General features: G+C 63.5%; 11 protein-coding genes and 3 pseudogenes. 6 read left to right on the forward strand and 8 right to left on the reverse strand.

All coding sequences use genetic code 11. From position 1 onward, the window contains the following. Positions 1-16 precede the first annotated feature (16 nt). Together LDZ26_RS23510 and LDZ26_RS23515 are read left to right on the forward strand one after the other, a co-directional pair. Positions 17-844: an ABC transporter permease gene (locus LDZ26_RS23510; RefSeq protein WP_244851702.1), complete on the forward strand. Its 828-nt coding sequence runs from the start codon at positions 17-19 to the stop codon at positions 842-844. Positions 845-923: 79 nt separating this feature from the next. Beyond that, positions 924-1,973 carry an SDR family oxidoreductase gene (locus tag LDZ26_RS23515; protein ID WP_244851703.1) on the forward strand — a complete coding sequence of 350 codons (1,050 nt, stop codon included), beginning with the start codon at positions 924-926 and terminating at the stop codon, positions 1,971-1,973. A gap of 55 nt (positions 1,974-2,028) precedes the next feature. Here the strand turns inward: LDZ26_RS23515 and LDZ26_RS23520 are convergent, their stop codons facing one another. After that, positions 2,029-3,303 (reverse strand): MFS transporter, encoded by a 1,275-nt coding sequence (locus LDZ26_RS23520; protein WP_244851704.1) that lies wholly within the window; start codon positions 3,301-3,303, stop codon positions 2,029-2,031. A 254-nt stretch (positions 3,304-3,557) separates the two neighbouring features. Between LDZ26_RS23520 and LDZ26_RS23525 the strand changes: the two genes are divergently transcribed. Then, positions 3,558-3,701, forward strand: coding sequence for a hypothetical protein (locus tag LDZ26_RS23525; protein WP_244851705.1), 144 nt, complete (start codon positions 3,558-3,560; stop codon positions 3,699-3,701). Here LDZ26_RS23525 and LDZ26_RS23530 read toward each other — a convergent pair. Then, positions 3,698-3,874, reverse strand: a pseudogene (locus tag LDZ26_RS23530) (muconolactone Delta-isomerase family protein); the annotation flags it as partial. The gene LDZ26_RS23525 and the pseudogene LDZ26_RS23530 overlap by 4 nt on opposite strands. Positions 3,875-3,884: 10 nt before the next feature. Between LDZ26_RS23530 and LDZ26_RS23535 the strand changes: the two are divergent. After that, positions 3,885-4,338: pseudogene (locus LDZ26_RS23535) on the forward strand (SDR family oxidoreductase); the annotation flags it as partial. A gap of 130 nt (positions 4,339-4,468) precedes the next feature. Next, positions 4,469-5,659, forward strand: a complete 1,191-nt coding sequence (locus LDZ26_RS23540) for a phytanoyl-CoA dioxygenase family protein (RefSeq protein WP_244851706.1) — start codon at positions 4,469-4,471, stop codon at positions 5,657-5,659. Positions 5,660-5,673: 14 nt separating this feature from the next. On the opposite strand, the gene LDZ26_RS23545 is transcribed toward LDZ26_RS23540, so the two are convergent. Beyond that, the gene (locus LDZ26_RS23545; RefSeq protein ID WP_244851707.1) at positions 5,674-6,507 is read right to left on the reverse strand and encodes an oxidoreductase; all 834 of its coding nucleotides are present in this window, start codon (positions 6,505-6,507) and stop codon (positions 5,674-5,676) included. Between the two features lie 106 nt (positions 6,508-6,613). Between LDZ26_RS23545 and LDZ26_RS23550 the strand changes: the two genes are divergently transcribed. Next, the gene (locus LDZ26_RS23550) at positions 6,614-7,561 is read left to right on the forward strand and encodes an AraC family transcriptional regulator (RefSeq protein WP_244851708.1); all 948 of its coding nucleotides are present in this window, start codon (positions 6,614-6,616) and stop codon (positions 7,559-7,561) included. Positions 7,562-7,577: 16 nt separating this feature from the next. Here LDZ26_RS23550 and LDZ26_RS23555 read toward each other — a convergent pair whose 3' ends face one another. The 5 genes and pseudogenes from LDZ26_RS23555 to LDZ26_RS23575 form a co-directional block, all read right to left on the reverse strand. Beyond that, complete coding sequence (locus LDZ26_RS23555) at positions 7,578-8,141, reverse strand: c-type cytochrome (RefSeq protein WP_370650779.1); 564 nt, start codon at positions 8,139-8,141, stop codon at positions 7,578-7,580. A gap of 37 nt (positions 8,142-8,178) precedes the next feature. Then, entirely contained in the window at positions 8,179-9,471 is a 1,293-nt protein-coding gene (gene soxC, locus LDZ26_RS23560; RefSeq protein ID WP_244851710.1) for a sulfite dehydrogenase, read from the reverse strand. A gap of 307 nt (positions 9,472-9,778) precedes the next feature. Next, positions 9,779-9,904 (reverse strand): annotated as a pseudogene (locus tag LDZ26_RS23565) (AbrB/MazE/SpoVT family DNA-binding domain-containing protein); the annotation flags it as partial. 94 nt (positions 9,905-9,998) lie between these two features. Then, positions 9,999-11,018, reverse strand: a complete 1,020-nt coding sequence (locus LDZ26_RS23570) for an ABC transporter substrate-binding protein (protein ID WP_244851711.1) — start codon at positions 11,016-11,018, stop codon at positions 9,999-10,001. Positions 11,019-11,054: 36 nt separating this feature from the next. Continuing rightward, positions 11,055-11,963, reverse strand: coding sequence for an SMP-30/gluconolactonase/LRE family protein (locus LDZ26_RS23575; RefSeq protein ID WP_244851712.1), 909 nt, complete (start codon positions 11,961-11,963; stop codon positions 11,055-11,057). Between the last annotated feature and the right edge of the window lie 50 nt (positions 11,964-12,013).

Here is a 12,013-nt window from a genome sequence, read left to right on the forward strand (position 1 = left end):
CATCCGGAGGAAGCTCATGCAAGACAAACGCAACACGGTGCTGACTGAACGCATCGCTGCGGGCTGGATGCGCCTGCACACCGCGCTTGTCCTGTTCTTTCTGATCGCGCCGATTCTCGCCATCATCCCGCTGTCGTTTAATTCGGGGTCCTACTTTTCTTATCCGATGGAGGGTTTCTCGTTCCGTTGGTACGAGAAGGCGCTGACGAGCGGCGACTGGCAGCGCGCGCTGTTGAACAGCATCGGCATCGGCGCGGCGTCGACCTTCATCGCCACGTGTCTCGGCACGCTCGCGGCGCTCGGCTTGTCGCGCTCGCAGTTTCCGTTGCGCTCGGTCATCATGCCCATCCTGATCTCGCCGATGATCGTGCCTATCGTCGTGGTCGCGGCAGGCTTCTATCTGATCTTCGCGCCGCTGGGGCTCGTGAATTCGTATCCCGGCGTCGTGCTCGCGCATGCCGCGCTCGGCACGCCCTTCGTCGTCATCACGGTGACGGCGTCGTTGCTGTCGTTCGATCAGAGCCTATTGCGGGCCGCATCGGGCCTCGGCGCGACGCCCTGGATCGCGTTTCGTCGCGTCACCTTGCCGCTCATCACGCCTGCCGTCGCGACAGGAAGCGTGTTCGCGTTCGCCACATCGTTCGACGAGGTCATCGTGATCCTGTTCATCGGCGGACCGGACCAGAAAACCGTGCCGCGTCAGATGTGGAGCGGGATTCGCGACGCCATCGATCCATCCATCCTTGCTGTCGCGACGATGCTGATCGTCTTCGCCGTGCTGCTGTTCGCAAGCATCAACCGCTTGAGGGCGCGAGCATTGGCGGCGAATCAGGCGCTGACGTAATCTGCGTCGAAGTGGCGAGCCGTCCCTTGGTGCGGCGATTGCTGGGCAAGCGCCAAGCACTTCACTCTCAGGGCCAGGCATGAAACGCTATAAAGCACTCGTGGCGGGCGGCGTCGGCGTGATCGGACGTCAACTCGTCGATCATCTCGCGTCGCTGCCGGATTGGGACGTCATCGGTCTCTCACGGCGCACGCCCGATCAAGCGCAACCCGGCGAGCACATTGCAGTCGATCTGCTCGATGCGGAAGACGTGCGCGCGAAGCTCGGCGGGCTCGGCGACGTCACGCACATCTTTCACGCCGCGTATCAGGAAAAGCCCACGCCGCAGGCGCTCATCGACGTGAACCTCGGCATGTTGCGCAATCTGGTAAGCGTCCTATCCGACAGTTCGCCGGCGCTTCAGCGCGTCGTGTTATACGAGGGCGCGAAGTACTACGGCGCGCACCTCGGCCGCTTCAAGACGCCCGCGCGCGAAGACGACCCGCGACACATGCCGCCGAACTTCTATTACGACATGCAAGACTGGCTCGTCGAGGAAGCGGCGGGCAAGGCCTGGGATGCGGTCGTGCTTCGCCCCGATGTGGTGTGCGGCTTCGCGCTCGGCAATCCGATGAATCTCTCGATGGTCATCGCCGTGTATGCCGCGATCAGCAAGGAGCTAGGACTGCCGCTGCGCTTTCCCGGCACCGCGACGTGCTACGGCAAGCTCGCGCAAGTCACTGATGCGGCGCAACTCGCACGCGGGTCCGTGTGGGCCGCGACCGACGCGCCCGGCGGCGAAAGCTATAACCTTACGAACGGCGATGTATTCCGCTGGGACCAGCTATGGCCCGCCATCGCCGATCATCTCGACATGCCGCTCGCCGAACCGCAGACCATCAGCTTGCGCGACTACATGGCGGACAAGGGGCCACTGTGGGAGCGCATGGTGAAGAAATACGGTCTCGTCGATATTCCGTACGAGCACGTCGCCGCGTGGGGCTTCGGCGACTTCATCTTTCGCTGCGACTGGGACGTGATCTCCAGCACGACGAAGATCCGGCAGGCCGGCTTTCATGATGTCGTCGATAGCACCGACATGTTCCTGCGTCTGTTCGACGAGTTTCGCGAGCGCAAGGCCATTCCTTGAACGGATCGCATGGTGAGCCGCGCATGACCGGCGGCTCCGTATGCGGTGGCCGCCATCAACCCGTTCGTCGCGCGATGGCGACACCGTCGCCTGCGTTGCGTGCCTCTCTGTGCACTTCGCATGCTTTCCTGAGCGATGCGCTGAAGCAAAGCCACAGTGCGAGCGACCCCGTCGACACGCCGCCGAGCACGAGAAAGGCCGTCGCATAACCGAAGCGCTGCGCGAGCACGCCGCCGAGCGCAGGACTTAGCGCCGCGCCGAGATTCTGCACCGTCATGACCACGCCCTGCCCGACATTGACGCGCCCCGTGCCCTGCAGCAGCCGCACGACCAGCGCCGGCACTGCTACGCTCTGCAGTCCCGCGCCGATGCCGTCGAGCGCCTGCACGGGCCACACGCCCCACGCCGTGATGCACATTGCCGCGACCACGCCGCGCACCGGCAATGCCAGGAACGTCACGAGAAGCACGCCCCAGTATCCGATGCGCTGAATGAGCCGGTTGGCGAAGAACGCCGCCGCGACCATGACGAGCTGCGCGACAACGATGGTCTCTGCGGTGAACGCGCTCGGATCGCCCTTGTGCGCAGCGACGATGGCAAGCCCATACAGCGGAAGCATGGCCGCGTTGCCAAGATGGAACATCGCGAGCGCGGCGGCGAGCAGCAACAACGGGCGCGATCTGAGCAGCACGCGAAAGCCGCTTGCGTGCTCGTGCTCGTGCTCGTGCTCTGCTGCCGACGCGCCGCTCAGTCCGCGCGCGCTGTCGTGATCGATGCAATCGCGTGGGATCAGGATCGCGGAGAGAACGGTCATCGCCCCGAAGACACCGGCGAGCGCGAACACCGCGCCGAAGCCGAAGCGCCAGCCGAGCCAGCCCGACAACGCGGCTCCGACGACATTGCCCGCGTGATTGGCGACCTGATTGCGCCCGAACTGACGGTCGAAGCCGCGTTCACGCACCATGCCGAGCGTCACGCCTGCCACGGCGGGACCGAGTGCCGCGCCTGTCACGGCCGTGATGACTTGCGACGCGGCGACTGTCCAGTAGCTGTGCGACACCCACAGCACGAGCGAGGCGAGCGTCGTCATCACGCCCGCGACGACGATGATCGTGCGCTTGTAATGCGTCGCATCGACGAGTGCCCCGGCGGGCGAGGTCGCCAGCATGGCCGCAATCCCGCCGAGCGTCATGACCGTGCCGATTCCTTCCGGTTGCCATCCGTGTGCCTGAAGGAAGACGCCGAGAAAAGGACCGATGCCGGCCTGCACATCGGCCATGAAGAAGTTGAGCGCCTCGAGCGCGTAATGCGGCATGTTCGGGGGAATCATGAGCCTGTCAGTGCCTCCCATTCTTCAGTGCATGAGCGTCGATCAGCGCGCCTGAGTGCGGCGCTTGAGCCTAGCGCAGATGATACAGACGCGACCTGACAACCGCTGTAGCGCAGGCCGGCTGTTGCGGGTTAATCAGCAAAGGGAGGTATGTTCGTCAGAGCGACGACCGTGCGGAAGGCATGGCCCGGCAATGGGCGCATGGCGTGTACATGATTTGTACACGGTACGGCGCCCGGCTTTGCTTGGCGTGCGTGGCGGGCCCTCCTCTCGCAGCCGCGAAGCTGTTTATCGAAGAAGGGGCGAAGGTCATCACGACGGACATCATGGAACTTGCAAACAAGGTGGCACTCGTCTCGGGCAAGCGGCGCACCGCGCCGTTCGATTCGTCATACTAACGAATCGCCGATGGATGACGCGCAAGCGGCGTCACCTGCATGGTCATATAAGGGAACAACGGCAAGCCGGACAAAACGGTATGAAGTTCGTCGTGCGAGTCGACATCGAAGACGCTGAAATTCGCATACTCGCCGACCACGCGATGCAACTGCTGCCACTTCCCAGCCCGTTGACGGTCGACCGATGCGGAAATACGGCGCTGTCATGCCGACTCTGTATGCGTGTCATGCGGTGCTTCCGCATATGCTTGCGCAAGGCCGTGGGACCATCGTCAACGTGTCATCGAATGCGACGCGCGGCATTCGACGCGTGCCTTCTTCGGCAGCTAGAGGCGGCGTCAACGCGCTGACGCAATCGCTCGCGATGGAGTATGGCGAACACAATATTCGCGTAGTGGCCGCGGCGCCCGGTGGCACGCAGGCACCTCCACGGCGCGTGCCGCGCAACGCCGACGGAGACAGCGCACAAGAGAGGGCATGGATGAGCGAAGCAGTGAAGCAGGTCACGGACTCGACGTTCTTCAAGCGTTACGCCACGCTCGATGAGCAGATCGCCCCGATCCTCTTTCTTGCCTCCGATAGATCCGGCTACATCACGGGTGCAGTGTTGCCCGTTGCAGGCGGCGACAACGGATAGCAGGTTGACAACGAGGGCGCTAGCGAAACCGGCTCGCGATAGAAAACGGCGCAATCACGGTTCTTTTATGCGTTTATGCTAACGCCCGCCGCGACGATGCGTCTATGCTACGGAAAAAACGGAGCGAGACATGAATGCCACGAATGAACCCCACGAGACGTTAGCAACGAACTGGTATCGCGAAAGCGACTGCTCACTCGAAGCATTCGCGCAACAACTGCAAAGAAAGGGCGATGTGGTCCTGCGATTCGCAGCCGAGACGCAACGCGATATTCCCATCTACGATTGCCGCGCGCTTGATAAAGCGTTGATCGATCCTGTCGGGCAGCGAGCATTGCAGGCCGAATGGGCGAACGTGCTGCTGGACGGCGCGGGCGTGCTCGTGCTCAAGAGCGCGTTTCACGATACATCGCCCGTCGACGACGCGACGCATATCTTCGATTCGATCATCAGACAGGAACGCGAATCGGGCGCGCGCGGCGCCGACCATTTCGCCAAAGCAGGCGCAAACGACCGCATCTGGAACGCGCACGAAAAGCTGTGTCTCGCGGCGCCCTCCGTTTTCGCGCGTTATTTCTCGAACGCGTTCATCGCGAGCATCGCGCAGGCGTGGCTCGGACCCGGCTTTCAGATGACCACGCAAGTCAACGTCGTTCGTCCTGGCGGCGCGGCGCAGCAGGCGCACCGGGACTACCATCTCGGCTTTCAGACCGTGGAGGAAGTGCAGCGTTTCCCGGCGCATGTTCATTCGATGTCGCCGTTGCTGACGCTTCAAGGCGCCGTTGCGCACAGCGACATGCCGATAGAAAGCGGTCCGACGAAGCTCCTTCCGTTCTCGCAGCGTTACGCGCCGGGCTACCTCGCCTGGCGACGTCCCGACTTTCGCGACTTCTTCGAGGCGCATTGCGTGCAGTTGCCGCTCGCCAATAGCGACGCACTGTTCTTCAATCCGGCGCTGTTCCATGCGGCCGGCGCGAACCGCACGCAACACGTGCAGCGCATGGCGAATCTCTTGCAAATTTCTTCGGCGTACGGGCGCGCGATGGAAACGCTCGATCGCATGCGCATGTGCGAAGCCGTTTATCCCGTGCTGCTGGACTATCGTGCGAAAGGCCAGTTCACCGCGACGGACATCGATTGCGTGATTGCATCGACCGCTGAAGGCTATGCGTTTCCGACCAACCTCGATCGCGATCCGCCAGTGGGCGGTCTCGCGCCCGAGAGCCAGCAAGCGCTGATGCGCCGGGCGCTCGACGAAACATGGAACGCATCCACGCTTCGCGAGGCCCTTCGCCATCAGGCATGGAAGCGACTCAGCTAACACGTGTCGCCGCATCAGCCGTCAGTGGAACGCGTGAGCGTTTCCCACTGACTGATCTCGTCAGCGAGCGCCGTCAGCTTGTCGCGCACCAGACCGAGCGCGTCACTGCCGAGCAACAGATGCACGGGCGGCGCGTCGCTCTCGATGACGGCCAGCATCGCGCGCGCCGCCTTCACCGGGTCACCGAGCTGCTTGCCGCTCTTTTCCTCGCGCGCCCGGCGAATGGGATCGAAGAGCGCATCGTAATCGGCAATGGAACGAGGCGTGCGCGCCATCGAACGGCCAGCCCAGTCGGTGCGGAACGATCCCGGCGCCACGGCCGTCACTGCAATGCCGAACGATTTCACTTCCTTCGCGAGCGTCTCGGAGATGCCTTCCAGCGCGAACTTACTGCCGCAATAGTAGGCGATGCCCGGCATCGTGATGAAGCCGCCCATCGACGTGATGTTGAGAATGTGACCCTTGCGCCGCGCGCGCATGCCGGGCAGCACCGCCTTCATCATCGCGACCGCGCCGAACATGTTCACGTCGAACTGTCGACGCATCTCGGCAAGCGGCGATTCTTCGATCACGCCTTCGTGACCGTAGCCCGCGTTGTTGACGAGCACGTCGATCGGACCGACGCTCGACTCGATCTCGGCCACGACGCCGTCGATGGCGTCGAAGTCTGTCACGTCGAGCAGGCGGCCCACGGCCCTGTCCGGCGCGAGGGCTTCGAAGTCCTGCTTCGCCTGCTCGCTTCGCACGGTGCCGATCACGCGATGGCCTGCCGCAAGCGCTTCCTGAGCGAGTGCCCGGCCGAAGCCGCTGCTGACGCCGGTAATCAGAAGAATACGGTTGGATGACATGCGCACCTCTCCGATGAAATGAAAGAGAGTGCACAGTATTCTTTGCACCGATGCGCTCTAAGGTCGGATATTCTGCTTTTATTGCCTATTCTTATCGCCGCCTTCGATGTCATCGAAAGAGACCGCCGCATCGCGGCAGCGTATCGTGGACTTGCTACGGCCATTGGCGCCCCATGAAGGCTACAACCTGACGCCGCTACCGGATGTGCGCATTCTGCGTTCGGACCGCGCGCTTTCGCGCACGCCTGTGCTCTACGATCCGGGCATCGTGATCGTCTGTCAGGGACGCAAGCGGGGATATTTCGGCGATCAGGTGTATCTGTATGACGAGCTGCATTATCTGGCCGTCGCAGTGCCCGTGCCCTTCACGATGGAAACCGACGCGACGCCTGAGCATCCGCTACTGGCCATTTACATGCATCTGGATTTTCAGGTGGCGGCAGAGCTGATGATTCAGATAGACCGTCATCACATGCCGGCGCGCGCGGAACCACCGCAAAGCATGATGTCGAGTCCGATGGATGCCGACTTGCGCATGTCTGTCCTGCGCTTTCTGCAAGCGTTGAGCCGGCCGCTCGATGCAGCGGTTCTAGGTCCCGCGCTCGTGCGTGAACTGTACTTCCGCGTGCTGACCGGCGCGCAAGGCCATGCGATGCGCTCGGCGCTCGCGATGCAGGGGCAGTTCGGCAAGATCGGCAAGGCGTTGCGCCGCATCCACGCGACCTACGCGCAGCCGCTCAATCTCGCGCAACTGGCGCGCGAAGCGGGCATGAGCGTGCCGACCTTCCACACTCACTTCAAGGCCATCACGCACACGTCGCCCATGCAATATCTGAAGTCGACGCGGCTGCATCAGGCGCGTCTCTTGATGGTGCGTCAGGACATGACGGCGGAGGCGGCCTCTCATGCAGTGGGCTATGCGAGCGCCTCGCAATTCAATCGGGAGTTCAAGCGCCTCTTCGGAACGACACCGGCTGCGGAAACGAAGCGCATGCGGGAGAGCTTCGCGGTCCCGCCGCCGTTTACCGGCGCGCAGTACGTTTCATCGCATTAGGCGAGCGCGCGCGACATCACAGATGACCCGGCCGCGGGTCCGACACGAAGCCGTCGCGATTCGGCATGCGGATGGCAGCGAGCGAATGCGCATCCAGCCGCGCGTCGTCGGGCACGATGCCGTTGCGGTTCAGGATCCATGCGCTCAACGCGTACACCTCGTCTGCGCTCAGCGATTGCGGCGCGTTATACGGCATCGCGCGGCGGATGTAATCGAAGAGCGTCGTGGCGTACGGCCAGTAGCTGCCGACCGTGCGCACCGGTTTGTCGCTCGCGAGCGTGCCGCGCCCGCCGATGAGCCGGTCGCCGATGCCGCCTTCGCCGTTCGCGCCGTGACACGCGGCGCACTTCGCGGCGAAGATATGCGCGCCGGTCGCCACGTCGCCGCTGCCCGCGGGCAGGCCACGGCCATCGGGCGCGACGTCGATGTTCCATGCGGCGATTTCCGTCGCGTTCAACGGCGTGCCGATGGCGTCGATGGCCGCGCGCTGTGTCGGGTCGTGCGTGAGCGCGCCCTGTGCGCCGCCATCGCGTGCGGGCGTGCTGCAAGCGGCGAACGATACCGCAGCGACGCCGATCATCAACGGCCGCAACAGACGATGCTTCAGAGCCGGGGCGTTATGCATTGTTGACGCTGCCATCGGCGCCGATGCGCCATTGCTGAATGCCGTTGTAGTGATAGTTCGAGTTCAGCCCGCGCGCGGCGACCAGCGCCTCGCGCGTCGGCTGAACGTAGCCGGTCGAATCGGTGGCCCGCGAGAGAATCGCGGCAGGCTCGCCGTTCCATACCCAGCCCGCATGAAAACGCGTCAACGCGCGATCCTTCGGCGGGCCGTCGAGCTGCGCTTCCTGCCATGAGCGCCCGCCGTCGGTGGAGACCTCGACCTTGCGAATCGAGCCACGCCCCGACCACGCGAGTCCGATGATCGGGTAATAGCCGTGAACCGTGAGCCGATGCCCCGGCGACGGCCGCGTGATGACCGACTTCGCATCCATCTCGAACACGAACTGGCGCGCCTGCCCGTTCGCGAGCGGGCTCGTATATTTCGACGTTTCCTCGCGTGTTTCGAGCGGCGCGTCGACGAACTTAAGGCGGCGCAGCCACTTCACGTTCGTATTGCCCTCGAAGCCCGGCACCACGAGCCGCAGCGGATAGCCGTTCTCCGGCCGCAGGCGCTCGCCGTTCTGCGCATAGACGATGAGCGCGCGCTCGAGAATGCGATCGAGCGGCAGGCTGCGCGTCATCGCGGCGGCGTCGGCGCCTTCCGCAAGCATCCAGCGCGGCGACTGACCGTCGCTTGCCGCGAGACCGCCTGCGGCTTCGATCAATGTCGAAAGCCGCACGCCGGTCCACTCGCAGCACGACAACAAGCCGTGCGTCATCTGAACCGGCAGACCGCTCGGTCCTTTCCACTCGCTTGCGGTGTTGCCCGAACACTCCAGAAAATACACGCGCGATTCGGATGGCAGCCGCAGCAAGTCGTCCATCGTAAAGAGCTTCGGCTCGCGCACGAGGCCGTGAATCGCGAGCCGATGCTGATCCGGATCGATGTCCGGCACGCCCGCATGATGCCGCTCGTAGACGAGGCCGTTCGGCGTGATCGAGCCATGCAGATCGGCGAGCGGCGTCAGCGACGAAGCCTGGCCCGGCACGGGAAACGCGCGGGCCGCGCGGCGCACGACGTTCGCTTCGCGCGGCGACGGCACGCCATACGGATGTTCGAGAATGGGAGCGCCGGGCGTGCGCGTCCACGGCTGAACCGCGAGCGGCTGCAACAGCGAAGACGCAGCGTTGGCGCTCGGCGCCACCACTGCGGACACGGCGAGACCGCGCAGCATCCGGCGACGCGATGGCGATGCTGTTGTGTCGATATTCGCGGAAGGCGATGAAATGCGGGGAGTTCGCGGCATGCTGGGGCGCCGGGAGAGAGTCGGTCGGGGAAAACAGTATAGGACCCGCCTTCCGGAACGCACAGCCCTTGTTGCGCCTATCGATATGAAGCTGGCTCATAAGCGCGTGTCGCAGTGTTGCGCGCGATGCTTTGATAAGGACGACGAAAGGATCGATGGGTGGCGACGTAAGCAAGGATATCGGCGAATTGCAGCGGCTAGGACGGGTCGAGCACGTGCGCGGCAACGTGGATTAAAGCGAAAGGAATCGAGATTTCATACGCGTGAGCGGGCGGCGAGCGCGCCGCGCCGCGCCGCGTTCACCGCGCTACCACGTCAACTCTGCGTCGTCGGCGTTCGGGAATTCGCCCATCACCATGGCGTCTTCGCCGCTGTCCGCAATCGCCTTACTGGCTTCGGCCCAGCGCTCTCGCGCTCGATGCGCCGGGGGGCGCGTGTCCTTCGTTTCTTTTTCCATTTTCTCGACATTACCTGAGCGAGGGCGCGCTTCAGTGCACTCGCGCCCCTCGCTATTCTACTGATTCACCCTACTTCTTCCCATCAACCACCGCGACCACTTCCTCGCGCGTGTACTCCTTGTTCGCCAGCGCGCCGGCCGGCGTCTTCGCGAGCACCGCATCGAGTTCGTCAGCCTTCACTTCCAGCACCGGCATGCGGATATCGTGCGGCACCTTCTTGCCCGCGAGAATCTGCTGCGTCACCCAGAACGCAAACGACGAAGCGCCCGGCGGAATCGTCACCGACATCGTCTCGTAGCCGCTCTTCTTCTGATCGGCCCACCACGCGAGTTCTTCCTGCCGGTTGCCCAGAATGATGATCGGCGTCGGCCGTCCCGCCGCCTTGATCGCCTGCGCCGCGCCATAGCCGTCGCCGCCCTGCGTGACCACGCCGTCGATCTTCGGCAACGTCGGCAGAATGCCCGCGACTTGTTTCTGCGCGACGGTCTGCGTCCAGTCGCCGTGCACCGAGCCGACGATCTTCAGCCCCGGATACTTCTTCAGTTCATCGACGATGCCCTGATGAATCTCGTCATCCACCGACACGCCCGCGAGCCCGCGAATTTCGAGCAGATTGCCCTTGCCGTTCAGGCGCTTGGCCAGATAATCCACCTGCATGCGGCCCATGCCCTGAAAATCCACCGCGATGCGATACGCGCACGGCTCGGTCGCGATGCCGTCGAACGAGACCACCGTCACGCCCGCGCCGCACGCCTGCTTGATGACACCGTTGAGCGCCGTCGGCGAAACGGCATCCACCGCAATCGCCTTGAAGCCCTGCAAGATGAGGTTCTGTATTTGCTGGACCTGCTCGGTGGCCTGGCTCTCGGCCGTTGTGTAGCTCGGCGCGGCCGCGACGATCTTCTGCTTCACGGCGGGGTCCGCCACGTTCGACCAGCTCTTGAGCATCTGCTGGCGCCAGCTGTTGCCCGCATAGTTGTTCGAAAGCGCGATCTTCATCGACGACGTGTCGCCCGTCGCGACCTGCGCCGACGCGCCCACCGATGCCGACGCCATGCACAGCGCCAACGCGAGTTTCCTGATCTTCATGCTTGTCTCCGGTTCTTGATTTGATGTGCTGGCGTGTCAGCGTCCCGCGCCGCGCACGCCGACATGAAGCGAATAAATGGACGACGTAGCCGCGATAAACAGCCGATTACGATTGATCCCGCCGAAGGTCACGTTCGCGACGACCTCCGGTATCAGGATCTTGCCGAGCAGCGTGCCGTCGGGCGCGTAGCAATGCACGCCGTCTTCCGCGCTCGTCCAGACGTTGCCGTGCTCGTCGAGGCGCATGCCGTCCGGCACGCCGCTTTGCATCTCGATGAATACGCGCCCGTCGCGCAATGCGCCATCGCTCGATACGTCGAACACGCGAATATGACGCGGCGCTTCGTCGTCGTGAGAGGCCGCGGAATCTGCGATATAGAGCCGCGATTCATCCAGCGAGAACGCGAGGCCGTTGGGCTTCACGAAGTCGTCGCAGACGAGCTGCACTTCGGTACTCTGCGACGACACGCGATACACGTTGCATCGCCCGATCTCGCTGTCCGCGCGATAACCTTCGTAATCGCTCAGAATGCCGTAATCGGGATCGGTGAACCAGATATCGCCCTTCGAATCGACGACCACATCGTTCGGCGAATTGAGCCGTTTTCCTTCGAAGTGCGAAGCAATCACGGTCACGCTGCCGTCGTGTTCCGTGCGCGTCACGCGCCGCGCGCCATGCTCGCATGTGACGAGCCGCCCTTCGCGGTCGCGCGTATTGCCGTTGCTGTAGTTCGACGGCGCGCGAAACACGCCCACGTCCATGCCGGGCGCCCAGCGCAGCATGCGGTTGTTCGGAATGTCGCTCCAGACGAGCAGGTCCGTGGCCGGAAAATACACCGGTCCCTCGGCCCACAGGCACTCATCGGTGATTCTGGAAAGAAACGCGTTCGGCTGAAGCAGCAGCCTGAATCGCGGATCATGCACTTCGTAGTCGCTCGGTTTCATGTCTCCTCGTCCCTTCTGTGGATCGATTCTCTGGATCGAAATTGTCGGAT

Source organism: Caballeronia sp. SL2Y3 (assembly GCF_022879575.1).
GTDB lineage: Bacteria > Pseudomonadota > Gammaproteobacteria > Burkholderiales > Burkholderiaceae > Caballeronia.

What these genes read in the sequence shown, in the direction of transcription:
- LDZ26_RS23515 (WP_244851703.1), top strand. Translation starts at nt 924, where the DNA reads ATGAAACGCTATAAAGCACTCGTGGCGGGCGGCGTCGGCGTGATCGGA.
- soxC (WP_244851710.1), bottom strand. Translation starts at nt 9,471, where the DNA reads ATGCCGCGAACTCCCCGCATTTCATCGCCTTCCGCGAATATCGACACA.
- LDZ26_RS23540 (WP_244851706.1), top strand. Translation starts at nt 4,469, where the DNA reads ATGAATGCCACGAATGAACCCCACGAGACGTTAGCAACGAACTGGTAT.
- LDZ26_RS23555 (WP_370650779.1), bottom strand. Translation starts at nt 8,141, where the DNA reads ATGATCGGCGTCGCTGCGGTATCGTTCGCCGCTTGCAGCACGCCCGCA.
- LDZ26_RS23520 (WP_244851704.1), bottom strand. Translation starts at nt 3,303, where the DNA reads ATGATTCCCCCGAACATGCCGCATTACGCGCTCGAGGCGCTCAACTTC.
- LDZ26_RS23575 (WP_244851712.1), bottom strand. Translation starts at nt 11,963, where the DNA reads ATGAAACCGAGCGACTACGAAGTGCATGATCCGCGATTCAGGCTGCTG.
- LDZ26_RS23545 (WP_244851707.1), bottom strand. Translation starts at nt 6,507, where the DNA reads ATGTCATCCAACCGTATTCTTCTGATTACCGGCGTCAGCAGCGGCTTC.
- LDZ26_RS23570 (WP_244851711.1), bottom strand. Translation starts at nt 11,018, where the DNA reads ATGAAGATCAGGAAACTCGCGTTGGCGCTGTGCATGGCGTCGGCATCG.
- LDZ26_RS23550 (WP_244851708.1), top strand. Translation starts at nt 6,614, where the DNA reads ATGTCATCGAAAGAGACCGCCGCATCGCGGCAGCGTATCGTGGACTTG.
- LDZ26_RS23510 (WP_244851702.1), top strand. Translation starts at nt 17, where the DNA reads ATGCAAGACAAACGCAACACGGTGCTGACTGAACGCATCGCTGCGGGC.